This is a genomic window from Flavobacterium sp. H122 (assembly GCF_004959765.1).
Classification (GTDB): domain Bacteria; phylum Bacteroidota; class Bacteroidia; order Flavobacteriales; family Flavobacteriaceae; genus Flavobacterium.
Genome location: NZ_SJZD01000004.1, coordinates 160,161 through 182,311, shown reverse-complemented (window position 1 = coordinate 182,311; position 22,151 = coordinate 160,161). Strand labels below are relative to the sequence as shown.

The 22,151-nt window shown below is 33.4% G+C and carries 19 protein-coding genes; 11 read left to right on the top strand and 8 right to left on the bottom strand.

Annotated elements, in window-relative coordinates:
* Nucleotides 1-863 precede the first annotated feature (863 nt).
* The 6 genes from EZM65_RS07785 to EZM65_RS07760 all read right to left on the bottom strand — a co-directional run bounded on the left by EZM65_RS07785 (nt 864) and on the right by EZM65_RS07760 (nt 5,709).
* On the bottom strand, nt 864-1,439 hold the full coding sequence (locus EZM65_RS07785) for a porin family protein (protein WP_136667989.1): 576 nt from the start codon (nt 1,437-1,439) through the stop codon (nt 864-866).
* A 217-nt stretch (nt 1,440-1,656) separates the two neighbouring features.
* The gene (locus tag EZM65_RS07780; RefSeq protein ID WP_136667988.1) at nt 1,657-2,694 is read right to left on the bottom strand and encodes a S41 family peptidase; all 1,038 of its coding nucleotides are present in this window, start codon (nt 2,692-2,694) and stop codon (nt 1,657-1,659) included.
* Between the two features lie 4 nt (nt 2,695-2,698).
* Nucleotides 2,699-3,136 (bottom strand): MarR family winged helix-turn-helix transcriptional regulator, encoded by a 438-nt coding sequence (locus tag EZM65_RS07775; RefSeq protein WP_169051674.1) that lies wholly within the window; start codon nt 3,134-3,136, stop codon nt 2,699-2,701.
* A 637-nt stretch (nt 3,137-3,773) separates the two neighbouring features.
* The gene (locus tag EZM65_RS15515) at nt 3,774-3,935 is read right to left on the bottom strand and encodes a hypothetical protein (RefSeq protein WP_169051673.1); all 162 of its coding nucleotides are present in this window, start codon (nt 3,933-3,935) and stop codon (nt 3,774-3,776) included.
* Between the two features lie 130 nt (nt 3,936-4,065).
* Entirely contained in the window at nt 4,066-5,307 is a 1,242-nt protein-coding gene (gene pepT, locus EZM65_RS07765) for a peptidase T (RefSeq protein ID WP_136667986.1), read from the bottom strand.
* A 105-nt stretch (nt 5,308-5,412) separates the two neighbouring features.
* The gene (locus EZM65_RS07760; RefSeq protein ID WP_136667985.1) at nt 5,413-5,709 is read right to left on the bottom strand and encodes a hypothetical protein; all 297 of its coding nucleotides are present in this window, start codon (nt 5,707-5,709) and stop codon (nt 5,413-5,415) included.
* A gap of 181 nt (nt 5,710-5,890) precedes the next feature.
* On the opposite strand from EZM65_RS07760, the gene EZM65_RS07755 reads away from it, so the two are divergent.
* From EZM65_RS07755 to EZM65_RS07730, 6 genes are all read left to right on the top strand, one after another.
* Nucleotides 5,891-6,937, top strand: a complete 1,047-nt coding sequence (locus tag EZM65_RS07755; RefSeq protein ID WP_136667984.1) for a quinone-dependent dihydroorotate dehydrogenase — start codon at nt 5,891-5,893, stop codon at nt 6,935-6,937.
* Between the two features lie 20 nt (nt 6,938-6,957).
* Nucleotides 6,958-7,827, top strand: coding sequence for a hydroxymethylglutaryl-CoA lyase (locus EZM65_RS07750; RefSeq protein ID WP_136667983.1), 870 nt, complete (start codon nt 6,958-6,960; stop codon nt 7,825-7,827).
* Nucleotides 7,828-8,028: 201 nt separating this feature from the next.
* On the top strand, nt 8,029-9,252 hold the full coding sequence (locus EZM65_RS07745; RefSeq protein WP_136667982.1) for a DUF4856 domain-containing protein: 1,224 nt from the start codon (nt 8,029-8,031) through the stop codon (nt 9,250-9,252).
* Between the two features lie 67 nt (nt 9,253-9,319).
* Nucleotides 9,320-10,432 (top strand): imelysin family protein, encoded by a 1,113-nt coding sequence (locus EZM65_RS07740; RefSeq protein WP_136667981.1) that lies wholly within the window; start codon nt 9,320-9,322, stop codon nt 10,430-10,432.
* Between the two features lie 2 nt (nt 10,433-10,434).
* Nucleotides 10,435-11,802: an HTTM domain-containing protein gene (locus EZM65_RS07735; RefSeq protein ID WP_136667980.1), complete on the top strand. Its 1,368-nt coding sequence runs from the start codon at nt 10,435-10,437 to the stop codon at nt 11,800-11,802.
* Entirely contained in the window at nt 11,783-14,218 is a 2,436-nt protein-coding gene (locus EZM65_RS07730) for a TonB-dependent receptor (RefSeq protein WP_136667979.1), read from the top strand. Before EZM65_RS07735 ends, EZM65_RS07730 begins: the two co-directional genes overlap by 20 nt.
* 7 nt (nt 14,219-14,225) lie before the next feature.
* Here EZM65_RS07730 and EZM65_RS07725 read toward each other — a convergent pair whose 3' ends face one another.
* Nucleotides 14,226-14,987 carry a hypothetical protein gene (locus EZM65_RS07725; RefSeq protein ID WP_136667978.1) on the bottom strand — a complete coding sequence of 254 codons (762 nt, stop codon included), beginning with the start codon at nt 14,985-14,987 and terminating at the stop codon, nt 14,226-14,228.
* A 72-nt stretch (nt 14,988-15,059) separates the two neighbouring features.
* Between EZM65_RS07725 and guaB the strand changes: the two genes are divergently transcribed.
* Nucleotides 15,060-16,532, top strand: coding sequence for an IMP dehydrogenase (guaB, locus tag EZM65_RS07720; RefSeq protein ID WP_136667977.1), 1,473 nt, complete (start codon nt 15,060-15,062; stop codon nt 16,530-16,532).
* Nucleotides 16,533-16,630: 98 nt separating this feature from the next.
* Here guaB and EZM65_RS07715 read toward each other — a convergent pair whose 3' ends face one another.
* On the bottom strand, nt 16,631-18,055 hold the full coding sequence (locus EZM65_RS07715) for an L-serine ammonia-lyase (RefSeq protein WP_136667976.1): 1,425 nt from the start codon (nt 18,053-18,055) through the stop codon (nt 16,631-16,633).
* A 125-nt stretch (nt 18,056-18,180) separates the two neighbouring features.
* Between EZM65_RS07715 and EZM65_RS07710 the strand changes: the two genes are divergently transcribed.
* The 4 genes from EZM65_RS07710 (at nt 18,181) to EZM65_RS07695 (ending at nt 22,105) form a co-directional block, all read left to right on the top strand.
* Entirely contained in the window at nt 18,181-20,109 is a 1,929-nt protein-coding gene (locus tag EZM65_RS07710; RefSeq protein ID WP_136667975.1) for an LTA synthase family protein, read from the top strand.
* 132 nt (nt 20,110-20,241) lie between these two features.
* Nucleotides 20,242-20,778 carry a bifunctional pyr operon transcriptional regulator/uracil phosphoribosyltransferase PyrR gene (gene pyrR, locus EZM65_RS07705; protein WP_136667974.1) on the top strand — a complete coding sequence of 179 codons (537 nt, stop codon included), beginning with the start codon at nt 20,242-20,244 and terminating at the stop codon, nt 20,776-20,778.
* A gap of 1 nt (nt 20,779) precedes the next feature.
* Nucleotides 20,780-21,706 carry an aspartate carbamoyltransferase catalytic subunit gene (locus EZM65_RS07700; protein ID WP_136667973.1) on the top strand — a complete coding sequence of 309 codons (927 nt, stop codon included), beginning with the start codon at nt 20,780-20,782 and terminating at the stop codon, nt 21,704-21,706.
* Between the two features lie 66 nt (nt 21,707-21,772).
* Nucleotides 21,773-22,105 (top strand): ribonuclease Z, encoded by a 333-nt coding sequence (locus EZM65_RS07695; protein WP_136667972.1) that lies wholly within the window; start codon nt 21,773-21,775, stop codon nt 22,103-22,105.
* Nucleotides 22,106-22,151 lie beyond the last annotated feature (46 nt).

Sequence of the window (22,151 nt, the reverse complement as noted above, 5' to 3'; positions counted from 1 at the left end):
CGCAGGAACTATAGACTATGCTGACAGAGTAAAAAACTACTATTAATAGCGTATGAAATAAAATTTAGAAACAGGCTTTTGCCATTGTAAAATCGGGATTGCTATACAATGAAAATCATAGAAGTAAGCTACAGATAACTAATTAAAAAAATTGGTTTTTTATTTGCTTTTAAGCAGAGTTCTTTGTTAGCTGTAGCCTTTTTCATAAGTTTTCTTTTATCGACTCCAATAAAATCAAATTCAAAATAATCTTCAAATTTTGTTATCCCATGTGGCTGTTCGTTTCCAATTCTATCAATTGTATCACCATCAAGTGTTATAGTTTCTGCAAATAAATCATCAACAATTAAGATGCAATTTTCATGAAAGTAAAAAAAAAGGAAAGTCTAAAAGCTTGTCAAAGATGTTTCTTTTTAATTTTCTAGTTTTTAAATCAATAATTCCCCATTGATACACAAACCTGAAAAATAATAGGTTAGTATTTTCGATGTGATAAAAATTAAAATCAGTTATTTCGTCAGTGTCTTTATTAAGGAAAAATTTTGCCGATAATTTTAGATTTAGGCTTTTCCTTAAACTTGAAATCAACATACGAAACTTTTAGTTCTGATGAATTTTCACAAGGAATAATAATATTAAAACTTTCAGATTCTAAATTAGTAATACTATTTCTAATTGTTAATTCCATTTGCGAAAAGTTGAGTCAAGGTTACAGCTAACGTGTTTGTATAAGATTAGTTGCGTGGTTTAATCACCTTATTTAGCAAATACAACAGGATAGAAAATCCGTGAAGATTTTGGTAAGTAGGCTTGCACTAGCAATTAATTTTATACGGTGTTACACACAGTTTTAATAATTCTTTTTAAAACATATAACCTATTCCTAGGTGAAATCCATAGAGTTTAGAAGAGCTTAAATAATTTTCTTTATCAAAGACATTTGTGAACCCCTGATTATATTTAATATTAGAAAAAAGGCTATTATTTAGTTTGTATGAGATACCAAATGCTCCGCCAAATTCAAAATTATTTAGAAGTTTACTTTCATAATCAGAGATATTATCATTAACAAGAAAGTTAAAAGAAGGCCCAATTTCTATCGAGAAGTTTTGCAGCAAGTAAATTTTACTCAGAATGGGAAATTGTAAATAATCCAATGAGTATTTTTGAGATTTTGGTTCGCTACCTAGCATTATTACTTTTGCATTTGTTCCTTGATTAGTGTATAAAATTTCAGGTTGAATTGAAAATTTTTTACTCATTGAAAATTCGATTAAACCACCTAGATAGTATCCAGTTTTTGTATTGTTTTCAGCGAAATAGTCAGAAGTTAAGTTGGTTAAGTTAAAACCTCCTTTAATTCCATAATGAATTTTTTTCTGCGCGTTAACATTTGCAGAACATAAGATAATTAAAGTTAAAAAGATTAAATTTTTCACAAGTCAAAAGTTGATTTAATATTTATATTTAAGATGAATATTTATTGAAAAGGTTGAGTTCAAATTTTGGGTAACGTCTCGCGCTATAATCATTTTGGGACTAAATTAAGATTTATTTTTCGGTTAAACACAATTTTTTCAAGTACAAAACCAACTTTAAATTAAGCCAAATACCCAAATCCCACAAAACATTGTGTTAGCAGTAGGCAAAATTTGTCTACAATTGTTCCTCTAATTTCAAAATTTTTTCTTTAATATCATTTTCCGTTAATTCTGTTTTTGTATTAGATTTTAATAGATTTTCAAGGGCTATAATTTGCGCTTTTATTAATGCTTTTTCAGAATTTATTTTTACATCAGCATCAATTCCTATATGCTCCCAATTAGTATTTGTGATTGAATTTTTTTCTATTGAAACTGGTATAAATAAATGATATTTGTTGCCAATAAAAAATGCTTTTACTGGATTTGCAGCACCATATGTTTTATCTCCAATTATTTTTGCAATTTTATTTTGTTGTAAATTATATGCTAATGCTTCAGCAGCGGAAATAGTCTTGTTATTTACCAGGATATATACGGGTTTGTCTAAATACTTTTTACCGTTCACTTTTTTCGCTGTGTAAGATTTTGTAGTTTTATCATTATATCTTGTATAAACCTCATTTAATTTAATTTTATTTTCAAAAAAGTAACTTAAAAAAAGTTCGACCATTTTGCCATCTCCGCCTTGATTGTTTCTTAAATCAATAATTAATGCATTAGTGTTTGAAACAAAACTCATTGTCGCATCAAGAATTTGTTGAGCTGATTGATTTCCTTCAGGAAATCCAGTATATTCGATATACCCAATATTTCCATCTAATCGTATCACTTTTTCAAAACCATAATTCCATTGTTTATTAATAGCATCATATTTTTTTAGCATTTCCTTTTCATTGACTGTTTTTTTTTCTTCTTCTTGATTTGGACGGTATAATACATTGAAATGTAAATCATTTCCGTTTTTTGTTAAATAGTTGGAAAGCGATTTTGCAAATTCTGCATCAGTAAGATTGTCAAAAGTTTTAAGTGTTATTTCTGATTTTAATTTTTCAGAAAGTTGATTGGCAACATCTTCAAAAATGTAATATTCATTAATTTTATCTGCTATTTCCAATATTTGTTTATTTCGTTCTGTAAAATCTTGTGCATTTGCTTTTGAGTGGAAGCAGATTATAACGCAGATTAATAATAGATTAAATACTTTTTTCATTTTTTTAGATTTTACAATTACTAATTATTTTATTTAAAGTTTTATCGAGTAAATTAATTTCTTCCAATGATAAACCATTTAGTGCCGTTTCTCTATTTAGTATTACAATTGGGTTTATTAATTCTAGAGTTTTTTTTCCTTTTTCGGTTATTTCAAGATTAAATTTCCTTCTATCTTCTTTATGAATAGTTCTATTTATATAATCTTTTTTAACCATTAATTCTATCATTCTCGTGATGGATGCATTGTCTTTAAATATAAGATTTGCCAATTCATTTTGAGAAATTTGGTCATCATGGTTAAGAATTATTAAGACTAGACATTGATCTATTGTAATATCTTTTACAATTTTTGAGATATTCCTCTGTGATACTTTTCTGTACTCCTTAATTGCTTGTTCAATTAAATATAGTACTGTTCCTGTTGGGTTTTTGTTATTCAAATTATTTTTTTGATACAAATATAATTGATATATCAATATAAAATACAAAAAAACTGATTTTTTTGTTTTTAGAGTTTTGCGGATTGCTTTCTGCTAATCCAGTTTGTTTTATAGATGCTTTTTGAGAGTTGTTTAGCAATTTACCAACATGAAGCGCGTCAATACCCGAGGGATAAAAAACGCCAACAAACATACTTCGACAAGCTCAGTACTAGAGTGTTGGTGGTAAGTTTAACTTACAACTTGAAAAAATACCTGCGTTTTGTAGTGAAAAAACCATCCATTACCACCCAAGTTGTATCCTTGAAACAAGGGAAATGCTTTACGTTTATAAAAATCTTTTTTTTATGACCTCAAAAACGCAATTGTAAGACAATCAAATTTTGAAATTGTCACACTAAACTAAAAATAAACCCCCTTTTAAATGGTTTTAAAAGAGGTTTTAGGGTATGCTTTTTTGGAGTTATTTTGAAAAAAGAGGAGTTGTGCTACAGCTACCACTGTTAGCGGTAGGTTTTTTTAGCTTTTATTGATATACGTTCCTTTTTCTCAAGTTTCAGTATTTTCTATTACAAGTCTTCCCATAAAACAGAAAACAATTTTCGTTTTTCCTTTATGCGTATAAATAATTCGGTCTTCAATTTTTGAGATTACCTTTAGCCAACCAATCTCCAATATAATTTCCTTCAGAATATTTCCAATCTTGGTTTTCTATGTAATATGAAGAATTAACGTAAAGCGTTGCTAAAATCAAGATTCCAGCACTTATTGATGATATTTTCAAAACACGTTTTTTCATACTTCTGTTTTTCACGCAAACTTGAGGAAAACTTACCGCTAACTTGTTTATATGCTCAGTTTTTTGCGATTTAGTTGAGCATAGCTAACTGTTTTTGGATAGATATGCTCAACTATTGTTGTGTATTATTTTATTTCTGTTTCGCTACAATTTGTGCAATTTCAACTATGACATCTACTGCTTTTTGCATGCTTTCTACAGGAACGTATTCGTATTTTCCATGGAAGTTGTGTCCCCCTGCAAAAATATTAGGACAAGGTAAGCCCATGTACGATAAACGGGAACCATCTGTTCCGCCACGAATAGGTTTGATGAGTGGTTTGATACCTAAGTTTTTCATCGCTTTTTCGGCAATGTCTACAATATGCATCATGGGTTCGACTTTTTCGCGCATGTTGTAGTATTGGTCTTTTACTTCAATTTCTACAATGTCTTCGCCAAATTGTTTAGCATATTTCGCATTGAATTTATCCGCTATTTTTTGGACTAATTTTTTGCGTTTTTCGAATTTCTTACGATTGTGATCACGAATAATTAATTGTACATTGGTTTCTTCAATACTTCCGTCTAAATGTACTACGTGAAAGAATCCTTGGTAATCTTTAGTACGCTCAGGAACTTCTTTTTTCGGTAATTTGGAAATGTATTTGGTGGCTAAAAGCATTGAATTAATCATTTTTCCTTTAGCATAACCCGGATGTACGCTTTTTCCTTTGAATTTTAATTTAACACCAGCGGCATTAAAGTTTTCGTATTCCAGTTCACCTATCTGACTTCCGTCCATAGTATAAGCCCAGTCACAGCCAAATTTCTCTACATCAAAGAAATCGGCACCACGGCCTATTTCCTCATCAGGAGTAAAACCAACTTTGATTGTTCCGTGTTTAATCTGCGGATTTTTAATCAGGTATTCCATCGCCGTAACGATTTCTGTAATTCCCGCTTTGTCATCAGCACCTAATAAAGTCGTTCCGTCTGTTGTGATTAAAGTCTGTCCTTTGTATAGTAATAAATCTTCAAAGTAGCTTGGTGATAAAACAATGTTTTTTGCTGCATTCAGGATAATGTCACCACCGTCATAATTAGGTACAATCTGAGGTTTTACATTGGCACCTGTAAAATCAGGAGTGGTATCAAAATGCGAAATGAAGCCAATAGTAGGTACTTTTTCTTCAATATTGCTTGGTAAAGTAGCCTGAATATAAGCTTTGTCGTCTATAGTTACATCTTGTAAGCCTATGGCTTTGAGTTCTTCGACTAATTTGTTAGCAAGATCCCATTGTTTTGCAGAGCTGGGAGTGGTGTTTGAATTTGGATCGGCTTCAGTATCTACAGTTACATAACTGATAAAACGGTCTATGATGTGTTGCATAATGTGTATTTTTTAAGAGACACAAATATACAAGCTTATTTGAAATCACAGACTCCAAAAAGCAACTACATCACCCCATTTAAGATAATTTATAAACCAATGAATTTATCCCACTTGTTTAAGAATTTCTCTTTGCGAATGGTTAACATAAGGTTTAAAACGTTCATACCAGTCTTTCCATGCCTCGGCACTCATTTCACGGGCTAAATCGGTTTCAAAATCGGCAAGGGTCTTATAAGGCGACTCAAAAATCAAGCGATAGCCTGGTCCCGTAAAATCGGTAAGGAATTTACCTCCTTCAGGGAGCTTTATCAATCCTTTGGTGATGGCTTCATCTAATAATGCTTTGGCTTCTTTATAACGTCCAAATTGCAAATGAAAAATTTCTCTGACAATGAACATGATCGTAAGGTTTTAATTAAACAAAATGTATCACAAAGGTAATTATAAAACTTTTTTAATTAATTAAAACGTTGAATATCATTTTATTACGGTTGTGTTTTGGATGAGATTTGATATTCGTTGATTTTAATTCTAAATTCTGCGGACTAATCTTTATTTTTGCACAACAACACAACACATTATGTACAAATCACTTATTAGACCCATTCTTTTTGGATTTGATCCAGAGGAAATACATCATTTTTCTTTTTCTTCTATCCGTTTTATTAATAAAATACCAGGAGTTTCGACGTTAATTCGTTCGATGTATCATGTAAATGATCAACGCTTGGAACGTGAAGTTTTTGGCTTAAAATTTAAAAATCCTATTGGTTTAGCTGCTGGTTTTGATAAAGATGCCAAGCTGTATCAAGAATTATCAAATTTTGGTTTTGGTTTTATCGAAATAGGGACCTTAACCCCAAAAGCACAGGAGGGTAATCCTAAAAAACGTTTGTTCCGTTTGTTAGAAGATTCGGCTATTATAAATCGCATGGGGTTCAATAACGGTGGCGTTTTAGAAGCTGTGGAACGTTTAAAAAAGAATAATGGAGTGCTTATTGGTGGAAATATTGGCAAAAATAAAGTGACGCCTAATGAAGAAGCCGTAAAGGATTATGAAATTTGTTTTGAAGCTTTGTATGATTATGTTGATTATTTTGTGGTGAATGTAAGTTCGCCTAATACGCCAGGTTTACGTGAATTACAAGATAAAGAACCATTGACAAAGCTTTTGCTGACTTTGCAAGAGCTAAATGATAAAAAAAGTGTCACCCTGAGCGGAGTCGAAGGGCAAAAACAAAAACCAATTTTATTAAAAATTGCCCCGGATCTGACTGATGACCAACTTTTAGATATTATAGAAATTGTAAAAGATTCTAAAATTGCGGGTGTTATTGCTACGAATACAACTATTTCAAGAGAGGGATTACAATCGGCTAATAAAGTTGAAACAGGAGGATTGTCAGGTAAGCCATTAACAAAACGTTCAACTGAAGTAATTCGTTTTCTTTCTGAAAAGAGTAATAAAGCATTTCCAATTATAGGAGTAGGTGGTATTCATACTGCTGAAGATGCTATCGAAAAGTTGGATGCAGGTGCAAGTTTAGTGCAATTGTATACCGGTTTTATATACGAAGGACCTGCTCTAGTTAAAGCAATTAACAAAAAGATTTTAGAAAAAGCGTAAATAGTTATATTTTTGAACTTATGAACGCCGAAAAAATTAAACTTATCGAATGCCCACGCGATGCAATGCAGGGTATAAAAGATTTTATTCCAACAGATAAAAAAGTACAATACATTCAATCGTTATTGCGTGTAGGCTTTGATACCATTGATTTTGGCAGCTTTGTTTCGGCAAAAGCGATTCCTCAAATGCAGGACACGGCCGAAGTTTTGTCAAAGTTGGATTTGTCTAAAACAGAAAGTAAACTCCTGGCAATAATTGCTAATACACAAGGTGCTGAAAATGCTTCGGTACACCCAGAAATCAATTATTTAGGTTTTCCTTTTTCGATTTCTGAAAATTTTCAAATGCGGAATACGCACAAAACAATTGCAGAATCCTTAATTACGCTTCAGGAAATTTTAAATATTGCAGACAAAAGCAATAAAGAAGTGGTGACATATATTTCTATGGGGTTTGGAAATCCTTACGGTGATCCATGGAATGTTGAAATAGTAGGAGAGTGGGCAGAGAAATTGGCTTCACTGGGTGTTAAAATTTTATCACTTTCTGATACTATCGGCTCTTCAACTCCTGAAGTTATAGAATATTTGTTCTCTAATTTAATTCCAAAATACCCTAACGTTGAGTTTGGGGCGCATCTGCATACTACACCGGACAAATGGCACGAGAAAGTTGATGCCGCTTATAAGGCAGGATGCCGCCGTTTTGATGGGGCAATGCAAGGTTTTGGAGGTTGTCCTATGGCTACAGATAAGCTTACAGGTAATATGCCAACAGAAAAATTACTGTCGTATTTCACTACCCAAAAGGCAGATCATAATTTAAGTGCTATGAGTTTTGAAAGTGCTTATAACGAGGCTTTGAAAATTTTTACGGTGTATCATTAATCTTTTTTTACATTTAAAAGACTGTATTCTGTTTTAGTTTAATGTAGGATTTCTGCTCTTTATTTAGTTTTATTTATAAATAATTGAATATCAAACTCGTGTTTTGTTATTTAAAAATAATCTAAATAAATTTTGAGTTATTTAGAATGAGTCTGTATATTTGCATCAAATTATTTTAATTCAATCTAAATAAAACACTATATGAATTTTAAAAATGCCCTTTTAGCTTCATTGCCTGTTATGGCTATTTTTGTGACTTCTTGTTCAGATGATAACCAACCTGAATTTAATTATACAGTTCCTGAGACCTATACATTTGAAAGAAATGCTGCTACTACTGTAGATTTTGGAGGACAAACCAATAGAATTAAAATGTTGGATGAAATGGGTAATTACATTAAAGATCAGGCAGCTTCTGCTTCTCTTGTGGATGATGCTAAATTGTCAAACATGTATGCTAATGTAAATGCTCCTTTTGCAAATGCTGATTTAAATGCAGCGACTACAAAACAGTTGAAAGATAAGACTGCTGCGTCAAAAGATTTTTTTGGAAATTTTGGTGGTGGCGGTTCTACGGATGAACAAATTAATGTTAGAGCTTTTTTTGAAACACAGTTTGATAATGCAAAAGCAGCAAGTAATGGAGATGCAGCAGCAGCAGGTGTTGCAGGTGTTTATTTAGATGGTTCATCAAAAAGATTGTATGCTGCAAACGGATTGGAGCCACAGCAAATTATGCTTAAAGGACTGATGGGAGCTTGTTTTATGGATCAAATTGTAAATAATTATTTGAGTCTTGCTGTTCTTGATGAAGGAAGTAATAAGAAAAATAATGATGATAAAGTTTTAGATGGTGATAAAAACTACACTAAAATGGAGCATCTTTGGGATGAGGCCTATGGCTATGTTTATGGTGCCGATGTTGCTGGTGCTAGTCCTGTTTATAAATTTTGGAGCAGTTATATTAACCAGGTTGATGCTGATTCTGATTTCGGAACGGTGAAGGAAGATATTAATCTGGCTTTTAGAAAAGGTAGAGCGGCAATTGTAGCTGGTGATTACGTAACCCGAAATGAGCAAATTAAAATTATAAAAAATAAATTAGCTTTAGTGGCTGCGGTAAGAGCGGTTTACTATTTGAAAGAAGGGAAAGCCAAATTGACTGCAGGGGATAATGGTATCAAAGCATTCCATGCTTTATCAGAAGGTTATGGCTTTATTATGAGTTTAAGATATACGAATAAGCCAGGGACTAACAATCCTTTTATATCTAAAGATGATGTTGATGCAATATTGACTGAATTGATGGGTGGAACAAACGGACTTTGGGATTTAGATTACCTGAATAACAATTTAGATGGTTTAGCTTTACAAATAGCAAATAAATTTGGATTTACTGTTGCGCAGGCACAAACTGTAAACTAGATTAATATGATAAAAAGCAGGGAATACTTTCTCTGCTTTTTTGTAACTTTGCAAAAATTTTCAAAAAATGAAAAAAATACTTTTATTAATAGGTCTCTTACTTATAATTATTGCTTGTTCCGGAGGTGAAAGCTCAGATACAACCGGAGATAATTATAATAGAACTAATTTACTGACTAACTGGTCTGATAATATTATTATTCCATCATTTGAAAATTATCAGGCTAAAGCCGGCATTTTAAAATCCAAAGTAGAATCGTTTACAAATGCTCCTACTGTTGATGCACTTACCGAAGTAAGAACAGCATGGTTGGATGCTTATAAAGCTTTTCAACATGTTTCGTTATATGAAATAGGTAAAGCCGAAGAAATCAGTTTTGTGAGTTTCACTAATGTTTATCCTACGAATGCTGTTGAAATTGAGAATAATATTGCTAATGGAGGTTATAATTTAGCTTCATTAACGCAAATTGACAAGCAAGGTTTTCCGGCAGTAGATTATATGATCAACGGACTTGGAGCTGATGACGAGGCTATAACAGCGTTTTATACTACTAATGTAAATGCTGTAAAATACAAACAATATCTGATAGATTTAGTCACTAAATTGAAGGATACTTCAGACCTAATCACAAACGATTGGAAAAATACTTATAGAAATAACTTTATCGCAAGTAATGGAAATTCTGTGACCAGTTCAGTAAATAAGATGGTAAATGTTTTCGTGAAGAATTACGAAAAAAACGTGCGTGCCGGAAAAGTGGGTATTCCTGCCGGAGTTTATTCAAGTGGTACCACTTATTCAAATAAAGTAGAAGCATATTACAAGAATGATATATCGAAATTATTATTAAATGAAGGGATAACTGCAACCCAAAATTTCTTTAATGGTAAGCATTTCGCTTCTTCAACTACAGGTGCAGGTCTTAAAGAATATTTGGATCATCTTAATGTTGTGAAAGATGGTCAAAAACTGAGTGATATTATTAACGCTAAATTTGCTGCAATTTTTACAACTACTGCACAATTAAATGATAGTTTTTCTGAACAGATTTTTTCAGATAATTCTAAAATGATCACTGCATTTGATCAATTGCAATGGAATGTAATATATTTTAAAACAGACATGATGCCTGCTTTAAATATTACTGTTGATTATGTCGATGCTGATGGTGATTAATTATGTTGCTACGTTTTAAAAATTATTTAAATACTACAACCGAATCTGCAACGCTGGCTTTTTTTAGGCTGGCGTTTGGTTTAATGATGTTTTTTAGTGTGATTCGGTTTGCCTCTTTTGGATGGATCGAAAAGTTTTATATTAAACCTCAGTTTCATTTTACATATTATGGTTTTGAATGGATAAAACCCTTAGGCAATTATACTTATTTGTTGTTTGCTGTTTGTGGTTTATCAGCACTTTTGTTAGCTGTAGGATACAAATACAGAATTGCTGCTGTTACTTTTTTTCTGAGTTTTACCTATATAGAACTGATGGATAAAACGACGTATCTGAATCATTATTATTTTATTTCAATAGTAGCTTTTCTGCTTATTTTTCTTCCCGCAAATGCTTCATTTTCGGTTGATGCTTATAAAAATTCTACTCGAAATTATCAGCGTATTCCTGTTTGGTCGGTCGATGCTGTAAAATTAATTTTAGGTGTTGTTTATTTTTATGCCGGATTGGCAAAACTTAATTCAGATTGGTTGATAGAAGCGATGCCTTTAAAGATGTGGCTGCCTATGAATTCAGGAATGCCAATTGTGGGTAGTTTTTTTAATGAAAGCTGGATACATTATGCTTTTAGCTGGTGTGGTGCAGTATATGATTTAACCATACCTTTTCTGTTGCTTTATAAACGAACAAGAATCCTTGGATTTTTCTTAGTCGTTTTTTTTCATGTATTTACCAAAATGCTTTTTCCTATAGGTGTTTTTCCTTATGTGATGATTATCAGTACACTGATTTTCTTTTCTTCGGATTTTCATAAAAAGATACTTTTCTGGATAGGGAATGTATTGAAAATTGATTTCAAAGTCTTTGAAAATGGAAAGGCATTATTATATGAATTCACTTTGAGCCATAAGCTTAAGTTGAGTTTTATTGTTTTGTTTCTCGTTATTCAATTGGCATTTCCTTTTAGATATTTATTGTATCCGGGTGAATTATTTTGGACGGAAGAAGGTTTCCGTTTTTCCTGGAGAGTAATGTTGATGGAAAAATCAGGTTATACCCAGTTTAAAGTGACTGATTCTGTAACGAAACAAACAATTATGGTTGAAAACAGTCAGTTTTTGACACCATTTCAGGAAAAGCAAATGTCTTTTCAACCTGATTTTATTTTAGAATATGCTCATTTTTTAAGAGATTATTATAAAAAAGCCGGCGTAACTGATCCAGAAGTACGCGTGGACAGTTATGTAGCTCTCAACGGACGTTTAAGCCAAAGATATATAAACCCTGATGTCGATTTGGCTAAAGAAAAAGAATCATTCAAACACAAAACGTGGATACTCCCATTTACAGATGAAATTAAAGGATTATAGTTTTTTTGCAGTTTTATTTTTACTGACTTTTAACAGTTTTGCGCAGGTAATTAAAGGTAATGTTGTTTCCTCGGGCGGTTTGCGTCTTGAATATGTTGAAATATTCGACAAAACGACGGGTCTTAAAGTTTTTACTGATAAACAAGGTGAATTTGTAATTCAAATTAATGATAATAGATCTCATGATTTGGTTTTTTATAAAGATGATTATCAGATTTTCGAAAAGTCTTTTGTGTCCGCTGAAAGCAGTTATACAGTAATACTAGAAAAATTAAAAAATCTTTCTGAAGTGGTCATTACAAGACAACGCGAGCGATTTACGGCTATCCGAAAACTGAAAGATATAGAGGAAACCGCTATATATGCAGGAAAAAAAACCGAAGTTGTTCAGGTTAATAAATTGACTGCGAATAAAGCAACAAACAATGCGCGTCAGATTTTTTCACAGGTAGTTGGGTTGACTATCAATGAAAGTAATGACGGTGGTTTGCAGCTTTCCATAGGTGGCCGTGGTTTGGATCCTAATAGAACCTCAAATTTTAATACCCGTCAAAACGATTATGATATCAGTGCCGATGTTTTAGGCTATCCCGAAAGTTATTATGCCACCCCTACGGAAGCTTTGGAAGAAATCCAGATTGTGCGCGGTGCGGCTTCACTGCAATATGGAACACAGTTTGGTGGAATGGTTAATTTTAAACTGAAAAAACCTGTTCAGAAGGAAATGGAAGTAACTACCCGATTTACTGGGGCTACCTATGATTTTTTCTCCAACTTCACGAGTTTGAGCGGTACCAAAGGTAAATTCAGTTATTATTCTTTTTACAATTTTAAAAGAGGTGATGGTTTCCGCCCGAATTCAAATTTTGATGCTAAAACTTTTTTTGCCAATCTGAATTACCAGTTTACACCAAAAACGTCATTGCATTTTGATTATACTTATTTCGATTATCTGGCAAAACAGGCCGGAGGTCTAACGGATTATATGTTTAATCAAGATCCTGCGCAAAGTAACCGTTCCAGAAACTGGTTTGATATTAATTGGAATTTGTTCGCTTTACGTTTTAAGCATAAATTTGAAGATAATGCCGATTTTTCTCTTCAGTTATTTGGATTGAATGCTTCCAGAAAAGCTTTAGGGTATAGGTCCAACCGTGTTTCTAATCAAGATATTCAAGGTACAGAAAGGGATTTGATTATTGGTGAATTTGTGAACTGGGGAGCTGAAGCCAGGTATTTGAAAAAATATGATTTCTTAACTAAAAGCAATGCTTTTCTAATTGGTGCCAAATATTACCAATCAGACAATTCAGGGCTTCAGGGACCGGGAAGTTCAGGTAATGGGCCTGATTTTGAGTTGGCAACTGATGAATTTCCGTTTTATCCAACACAATCCTCGTATAAATTTCCTAATCTGAATATAGCTTTTTTTGGAGAGAATATTTTTAGAGTTTCTGATAAATTTTCTATTACTCCGGGATTCCGTTATGAGATTATAAAAACACAGGCAAACGGAAGCTACAGAAGAATTAACAGGGACTTGGCCGGAAATGTTATTTTGGATGAAACTTATGCTGAAAACAATGTGAAGGAGAGAAATTTTCTTTTGCTGGGGATAGGTTTAAGTTATAAACCGCAAAATGGTATTGAATTTTATGGAAACGTTTCACAAAACTACCGTTCGGTTACGTTTAATGATATCAGAACGGCAAGTGCTGGTCAGGCTATTGACGAGAATATTACGGATGAAAAAGGTTACAGTTCAGATATTGGTGTACGCGGTCGAATAGTAGATGCTGTCGCATTCGATATAAGTGGCTTTGCATTATACTATGATGATAAAATTGGTGAATTTGAAGCTCGAAATCCTGATGGTACAAATACCACAGTGCGTTTACGGGATAATGTGGGAACAGGAATCACTTATGGAGTAGAATCTATTTTGAATTGGAATCTTCAAAGAACATTTTTAAAAGGAAATGAAAACTTAGCATGGGAAGTATTTTCCAATATATCTCTGACAGAATCTAAATATCTTAAGTCAGACCGTCCAAATGTTGAAGGTAACAAAGTGGAATTTGTGCCTTTATGCAATGCTAAAATAGGTATGGGGCTTGGCTATAAAAACTTCCTGACAAGTACGCAATTGACTTATGTTACGTCACAGTTTACAGATGCTTATAACAGACCAACGGATGCTGATGATAACACTTATGGTATTTTCGGAGAAATTCCAGCCTACTATGTGATGGATTTTTCAGCTTCGTATAAATGGAAAAGATTCAAACTGGAAGCCGGAGTTAATAACGTAACGAATAACTGGTATTTTACGCGAAGAGCAACAGGGTATCCGGGGCCTGGAATAATTCCTTCAGAACCAAGGGTGTTTTACACTACTTTGGAATTTGTTTTTTAAAAGAAATTCAGCTTTTGTTTTTTTCTTCATAAAAAGAGAATATTGAAGCAACAGCATTAAAACTCTGAGGCATTTCTTTTACATTCTCCAGTTTGGAATAACGTAAATACATATAAATTATAAGACTGAAGATCAATACTGCTATTTGTTTGGCTATTATATTTGAATTCAGCAGATTGGCTTCATTGTCAAGGCTTATAAAATTGATGCTGTAGAAAACTACCGAGTCAAATAATGCTACGGAGGAGAGAGGAAGGTAGATTTTAAAAAATGACGGAATTTTACTCAATTTAAAATTGACAAACTGATAAATTATTATTAAAACAAAAAAGTCAATAAACATTAGTATTGCACCCACTAAAAATAAAGTGACATCAAAACTGAATATTTCCTTTAAGCTGTCGGTTTGTAATGAATGAGAGTCAATTCCCAGCTGCCTCACTGTTATAGCAGATAAAAAAGCCAGCAATACATTTGAAAATAATAAACCAAAGATAGCAGTTCTTGTTTTTGTAACTCCTTCTGTATGGAATATCAATAAAATACAGCAAAGTGTAGAGGTATACAAAACAGCTGATCCGGGTGAAATTACAATATCCTTGAAAATTTCATTATATACTGTTGTGGTTAAAATTGTTTGTATGAATTGAACGGAACCCAAAAAAATTAAGAGTAATCCTATACCAAAATAATCTTTAAACCGGTGTAAAAGGACAATTGCTATGGAAATTAGTAAAGTTTCTGTTAAAAATAGCGTTAGGGCGTTCATTATTTAGTCTGTAGGTTTTATTAAGTGAGCTAAATTTATTACATTTGCACGCAATTTAATTACAAATTGCAAATGAACGCACACACAACTAAGATTATCGGTGAAGGGCTAACTTATGACGATGTATTGCTCATCCCGAATTACTCTGAAATTCTTCCCAGAGAAGTAAGCATCAAAACGAGATTCTCAAAAAACATTACTTTGAATGTTCCTATTGTATCTGCCGCAATGGATACTGTAACCGAGAGTGCAATGGCTATTGCAATGGCACAGGAAGGAGGGATAGGCGTTTTGCACAAAAATATGTCCATTAAAAAGCAAGCTGCTGAAGTACGTAAAGTAAAACGTGCTGAAAGCGGAATGATAATTGACCCTGTAACTTTACCTTTAACTGCTATAGTTGCTGATGCTAAAAAAGCAATGCAGGAATATGGTATAGGCGGGATTCCTGTAGTTGATGAAAATGGTGTATTGAAAGGTATTGTGACTAATCGTGATTTGCGATTTGAAAAAGACAATCAAAGAGCAATTACTGAAGTAATGACATCGCAAAATCTTGTTACTGCTCCTGAAGGAACAACTTTGGATAAGGCTGAAGAAATTCTGCAGGGAAATAAAATTGAAAAACTTCCGGTAGTTGATGCTGATTATAAATTAATCGGATTAATTACTTTTAGAGATATCACTAAGCTGACTCAAAAGCCTAATGCAAATAAAGATAAATTCGGCCGTTTAAGAGTAGCTGCTGCTTTAGGTGTTACTGCGGATGCTGTAGAAAGGGCAGAAGCTCTTGTAAATGCAGGAGTTGATGCTGTAATTATTGATACTGCACACGGACATACTAAAGGTGTGGTGGATGTGTTGAAACAGGTTAAAGCAAAATTCCCTGAACTTGATGTTGTGGTAGGAAATATCGCAACTCCCGAAGCAGCTTTGTATCTGGCTCAAAACGGTGCCGATGCAGTTAAAGTTGGAATCGGACCTGGTTCGATTTGTACTACCCGCGTGGTTGCCGGTGTTGGATTCCCGCAATTTTCAGCTGTATTGGAAGTAGCTGCCGCTTTAAGAGGAACTGGAGTACCGGTTATTGCTGATGGAGGTATCCGTTATACAGGAGATATTCCTAAAGCTATTGCTGCGGGTGCTGATTGTGTGATGCTGGGTTCATTATTGGCAGGAACAAAAGAATCACCGGGTGAAACCATTATTTTTGAAGGAAGAAAATTCAAATCATATAGAGGAATGGGATCTGTTGAAGCTATGAAAGAAGGCTCAAAAGACCGTTATTTCCAGGATGTTGAAGACGATGTGAAAAAATTAGTTCCGGAAGGAATTGTAGGACGTGTGCCTTATAAAGGGGAGCTGAACGAAAGTATGCTTCAGTTTATAGGCGGTTTAAGAGCCGGAATGGGTTACTGTGGTTCAAAAGATATTGAAACTTTGCAGGCTACAGGCCGTTTTATTAGAATTACGGCTAGTGGAATAGGGGAAAGTCATCCTCATAACGTTACAATTACAAAAGAAGCTCCAAATTATTCCAGATAAATTTTTAAAATGCTAATGGCTGCATTACGTTAAAAAAAGAATGGCTTAATTTAAAGCCATTCTTTTTTATTTTTAAGATTCTTTCTCCGGCGGTTAAATTAACAGTCTGCCATATTTACGGCAACCGCAAGACCTCCTTCAGAAGTTTCTTTGTATTTGTTGTTCATATCCTTGGCAGTCTGCCACATAGTGTTGACTACTTTATCCAGCGGTACTTTCGCATTTTTAGGATCGGTTTCAAGGGCTAATTCGGCTGCGTTTATTGCTTTGATAGCACCCATGGTGTTTCTTTCAATACATGGAATTTGAACCAGACCACCTATTGGATCACAGGTTAATCCCAAATGATGTTCCATAGCAATTTCGGCAGCCATTAAAACCTGCTCAGGAGTGCCGCCCATTACTTCACATAAAGCCCCGGCTGCCATAGCTGATGACACACCAATTTCAGCCTGACATCCTCCCATTGCTGCAGAAATAGTAGCTCCTTTTTTGAAAATAGAGCCAATTTCACCGGCTACCATTAAAAATTGTTTTACATGTTTATCATCAGCATCATGATTTTCAATTACCATATAATACATTAAAACCGCTGGAATTACTCCGGCACTTCCATTTGTTGGAGCAGTAACTACTCTGCCTAAAGATGCGTTTACTTCATTTACAGCTAAGGCAAAACATGAAACCCATTTTAGAATCTGACGGAATTTTACTTCTGTCTTTCTGATGGTTTCCAGCCACTCCTGTGGATTTGAATAATTAGCCAGACCAATTAGGTTTTGATGCATGTCAAAAGCACGGCGGCGTACATTTAAACCGCCAGGTAAAATACCTTCGCTGTGACAGCCTATATACATACATTCCAGCATGGTATGCCAAACACGTAACAATTCGCTGTGAATTTCCTCTTCTGTACGGATAGATTTTTCATTGTCATATACAATTTCAGAAATTTTACGGTTTTCTTTCTGGCAATATTCCAGTAATTCAGAAGCGAGATTGATAGGATATGGAAAAGATTTTTTTACTTCTTCTTTTTGTTTCGCGTTGGTTCTTTCTTCTTTTACAACAAACCCGCCACCTATGGAATAGAATGTGGATTCATATTTGGAGTTCTCATAAAAAGCAGTAAAGGTTAATCCGTTTGCATGAAAGGGGAGAAAGTTTTTATTGAAAATAATGTCTTTTTCAATTTCAAAATCAATTGATAGCTGATTTGCTAAATTTAATTTGTGATTTGTTTTGATGGATTTGATAATTCCGTCAATATCCTTTACAGGAATATATTCAGGATCTTGACCGCTAAGTCCCAGCATTACGGCTAAATCAGTTGCATGTCCAATTCCGGTTAAAGACAATGAACCGTATAAATCAACTTTAACAGAAGTGATTTTTTCAAGAATGTTTTCATCTCTTAATTCGTTTAAAAATCGTTCTGCGGCACGCCAAGGCCCAAGTGTATGGGAACTTGAAGGGCCAACACCAATTTTTAACATGTCAAATACTGAAATACATTCTTCCATAAACTATATCGATTTAGTAGTACAAAGATAGCGTTCATATGCTAACAAAAAAGTTATAAAAATTTAAAAAAATGTACATCAAATAGATTTATGCTCTACTTTTGCCGCAATAAATTTGATTATCGATGATTAAAAATATTAGGACTCAGGAGTATAAGGTTTTAATTTACAGAATTTTACTGGCGTATGTATTTTATTCATTAGCCAGATTGATTTTTACTATATATAATTTCAAGCTTTTAAAAATTGATTCCGTTTTTGAATATTTAAAATTAGCGTATCATGGATTGACATTCGATACAACATCTATATTATATGTAAACGGGTTATTTATCCTTTTGTCTGTTTTGCCTTTTTGGATAAACACAAAAAAAACATACCAGCGGTTTCTGTTCTATGTGTATTTTGCTTTAAACTTTATAGCGTATGCAACAAACTTTATAGATTTTATTTACTATAAATATATTTATTCAAGAACAACAATAGCAGTTATGGATATTGTGCAACATGAGTCTAACAAAGGAAACATGTTTTTCAGATTTATTGTAAGCTACTGGCATGTTTATGTATTGTTTTTTATTCTGGCATTTTTATGGATTAAGTTATATAAACTGGTTAGGGTAGAAGAAAGAAAAGTTGAACATAATGTGAAGTATTTTTTAACTTCAAAAATAGGTTTGTTACTTATTTTAATTTTATCTATAGGTGGTATACGTGGTGATTTTAAGAAAAGTACAAGACCATTAAATTTGGTTGACGCAAACAGGTATGCGACTAAACCGCAGCACGCTGATGTTGTTTTGAATACACCTTTTGCTTTGATAAGAACTTTTGGTAAGACAAGTTTTAAAAAAATGTCTTATGAAGTTGCTCCTGGCGTTCTTGAAACTAAAATTCAGCCAATAAAGCATTACACAAATAATCCTGCAACAAAACCTAATATTGTATTAATTATTACCGAAAGTTTAGGAAGAGAATACTGGGGATGTATGAATAAAAACTCGGGTATTCCAGATTATAAAGGATATACACCGTTTTTAGATGAGTTGGCAAAAGAAAGTTTGATTTTTACGAATGCTTATGCAAACGGAAGTAAATCAATACACGGAATGTCATCAGTATTGGCCGGGATTCCTTCGTTTAGAGATGCTTTTACCTCTTCGCCGTATCCGAAACAAAAAATACAGTCATTGGTTTCCTGTTTAAAAGAAACGGGGTATGATACTTCTTTCTTTCATGGAGCACCAAATGGTTCTATGGGCTTTTTGGGTTTTGGAAATATCTTAGGTTTTGACCATTATTACGGTAAAACCGAATTTAATAATGATGCTGAACACGATGGTGTATGGGGAATTTGGGATGAACCATTTATGCAGTTTATGAAACAGGAATTGGATAAAAAGCAAAAACCATTTTTCAGTACCATTTTTACAGTATCATCGCATGAACCTTATATTGTTCCGAAAAAATATGAAGGAAAGTTTCCTAAAGGAACAAGTAAAATGCATCAGTGTGTAGGGTATACCGATTATGCTTTTAAACGTTTCTTTGAGGAAGCAAAAAAACAGCCGTGGTTTAAGAATACAATTTTCGTGATTACAGCCGATCATGCTAACCTGACAGCTTATCCTGAATATGAAAAGGTAATCAACCGCCAGGCAGTGCCTATTTTAATTTATAAGCCAGACGGCAGTTTGAAAGGTGAAAGAAACGAACTGGCACAGCAGATTGATATTTATCCTACAATATTGGACATGATTGGTTACAATAAACCGTTCAGAAGCTGGGGCAGAAGTTTGATTGGTGATCAAAATATCCAGCCTTTTGCCGTTAACTTTAATAGTAATCTGTATCAGTTCCAGAGCGGCAATTACATCTGTACTTTTGATGGGAAAAAAGTGGTTGGATATTATGACATAAAAGATAAAGCTTTGGAGCATAACTTAATTTCCAAGACTAATAAAGAAATGCTGGAAACCGGTGAAAGCTGTAAAGCATTTATAAAAGATTATTTTGACAGGATTATAGATCAGAATCTGTTTTACAAAAAATAAGATGAAGCCTCAATTATAAAATTGAGGCTTCTTTTTTTATTGAAGTTAAACCTGTTGATTATACTGAAATAAAAATGACTTTTTTTATCCAAAAAAATCCTTAATTTTACACTCCAAACACAACTAACTACAATGAGTCAAAAAACTTTGCTCACCGCAACAGAAGTAAACATTATACTTCATCGTTTGGCCTGTCAGCTTATCGAAAATCATCTTGATTTTTCTCAAACAGTACTTATTGGTATTCAACCCCGGGGTAGTTATTTAGCTAAAAGATTACTGAAAATTCTGACTGATGAATATAATATCAAAAATATTCAGATGGGTTTTCTTGATATTACTTTTTTCAGAGATGACTTCCGTCGTGGAGAGACTTTAGAGGCAAACAAGACCCAGATCGATTTCCTTGTAGAAAACAAAAAAGTCATTTTTATCGATGATGTTTTGTATACAGGAAGGAGTATAAACGCAGCTTTACAGGCATTGCAGTCTTTTGGACGTCCAAATGAAGTTGAACTGCTTGTCTTGATAGATAGAAGATTCAGCCGTCATTTGCCTATCCAGCCGGATTACAGAGGACGACAGGTAGATGCTATTAATAACGAAAAAGTAGTGGTGAAATGGAAGGAGACTTCCGGTGAAGATTCAGTAGAATTAATAACAAAATGAAATGAAGGAATTAAGCGTAAATCATTTACTAGGAATTAAATACATTACAGAAGAAGATATTCAACTTATTTTTGAAACCGCTGACCATTTTAAAGAAGTTATTAACCGTCCCATAAAAAAAGTTCCCTCTTTACGAGATATAACCATTGCAAACATCTTTTTCGAAAACAGTACCAGAACAAAACTTTCCTTTGAATTGGCCCAAAAAAGACTTTCTGCCGATGTGGTAAATTTTGCTGCATCGAGTTCGTCAGTTACTAAGGGCGAAACCTTGATAGATACTGTAAACAATATTCTGTCGATGAAAGTGGATATGGTGGTAATGAGGCATTCTTCTCCGGGTGCGGCGGTATTTCTTTCCAAAAATGTAAATGCAAGTATTGTCAATGCAGGTGATGGTGCGCATGAACATCCTACACAGGCTTTGCTTGATGCCTACACAATCAGAGAGAGATTAGGTGATGTTGCAGGAAAAAAAGTGGTTATTGTTGGGGATATTTTACACTCAAGAGTAGCGCTTTCAAATATATATTCATTGCAAAAATTAGGCGCTCAGGTAAAAGTTTGCGGACCAAATACCTTGATTCCAAGATATATCCATGAATTAGGAGTAGAGGTAGAGCCAAATTTAAGAAAAGCGTTGGAATGGTGTGATGTTGCCAATATGCTTCGTGTGCAGAATGAACGATTGGATATAAGTTATTTTCCTTCAACGAGAGAGTATGCAATGCAGTACGGAGTTGACAAACAACTCTTGGATTCATTAAACAAAGAAATTGTAATTATGCATCCCGGACCTATAAACAGAGGTGTGGAAATTACAAGTGATGTGGCTGATTCGAAACAATCGGTTATATTGAATCAGGTAGAAAATGGAGTGGCTGTCCGTATGGCTGTTATTTATTTGTTGGCTTCAAAAATTAAATAATAAAATCATTTCTTAATTCTATTGCAATGACTAACTTAGCAAAGTTGAATAAATGAAGATTTTAAAATGAAAGTTGATCAAAAAGGACATACAACAATTATTAAAGATACAGAGGGTAATTCTGACTTGTTTTTAAATAAGGTTACTGAACAGTATAATACTTTTAAAAATTCAAACCTTATTTTAGATATTACACATGACAAATCTGTGAATATTGATGCAATTAAAGCATTTACAGATTTATCTAAAAAACACACCAAAGCAAAAAAATCTTTAATTATCGTTGCTGACGGAATCGACTTTAACGATGTACCGCATTCATTACATGTAGTTCCTACGGTTCTTGAAGCTCATGACATGATTGAAATGGAAGAAATTGAGCGTGATTTAGGTTTTTAGTATCTTTTTCTTTTCAGTCTTTCTTTTATCTGTAGTTTATTCAGGA

Coding starts and splice junctions, on each gene's coding strand:
- EZM65_RS07780 (WP_136667988.1), bottom strand. CDS start 2,694: ATGAAAAAAGTATTTAATCTATTATTAATCTGCGTTATAATCTGCTTC.
- EZM65_RS15515 (WP_169051673.1), bottom strand. CDS start 3,935: ATGAAAAAACGTGTTTTGAAAATATCATCAATAAGTGCTGGAATCTTG.
- pepT (WP_136667986.1), bottom strand. CDS start 5,307: ATGCAACACATCATAGACCGTTTTATCAGTTATGTAACTGTAGATACT.
- EZM65_RS07760 (WP_136667985.1), bottom strand. CDS start 5,709: ATGTTCATTGTCAGAGAAATTTTTCATTTGCAATTTGGACGTTATAAA.
- EZM65_RS07755 (WP_136667984.1), top strand. CDS start 5,891: ATGTACAAATCACTTATTAGACCCATTCTTTTTGGATTTGATCCAGAG.
- EZM65_RS07750 (WP_136667983.1), top strand. CDS start 6,958: ATGAACGCCGAAAAAATTAAACTTATCGAATGCCCACGCGATGCAATG.
- EZM65_RS07745 (WP_136667982.1), top strand. CDS start 8,029: ATGAATTTTAAAAATGCCCTTTTAGCTTCATTGCCTGTTATGGCTATT.
- EZM65_RS07740 (WP_136667981.1), top strand. CDS start 9,320: ATGAAAAAAATACTTTTATTAATAGGTCTCTTACTTATAATTATTGCT.
- EZM65_RS07735 (WP_136667980.1), top strand. CDS start 10,435: ATGTTGCTACGTTTTAAAAATTATTTAAATACTACAACCGAATCTGCA.
- EZM65_RS07730 (WP_136667979.1), top strand. CDS start 11,783: ATGAAATTAAAGGATTATAGTTTTTTTGCAGTTTTATTTTTACTGACT.
- EZM65_RS07725 (WP_136667978.1), bottom strand. CDS start 14,987: ATGAACGCCCTAACGCTATTTTTAACAGAAACTTTACTAATTTCCATA.
- guaB (WP_136667977.1), top strand. CDS start 15,060: ATGAACGCACACACAACTAAGATTATCGGTGAAGGGCTAACTTATGAC.
- EZM65_RS07715 (WP_136667976.1), bottom strand. CDS start 18,055: ATGGAAGAATGTATTTCAGTATTTGACATGTTAAAAATTGGTGTTGGC.
- EZM65_RS07710 (WP_136667975.1), top strand. CDS start 18,181: ATGATTAAAAATATTAGGACTCAGGAGTATAAGGTTTTAATTTACAGA.
- pyrR (WP_136667974.1), top strand. CDS start 20,242: ATGAGTCAAAAAACTTTGCTCACCGCAACAGAAGTAAACATTATACTT.
- EZM65_RS07700 (WP_136667973.1), top strand. CDS start 20,780: ATGAAGGAATTAAGCGTAAATCATTTACTAGGAATTAAATACATTACA.
- EZM65_RS07695 (WP_136667972.1), top strand. CDS start 21,773: ATGAAAGTTGATCAAAAAGGACATACAACAATTATTAAAGATACAGAG.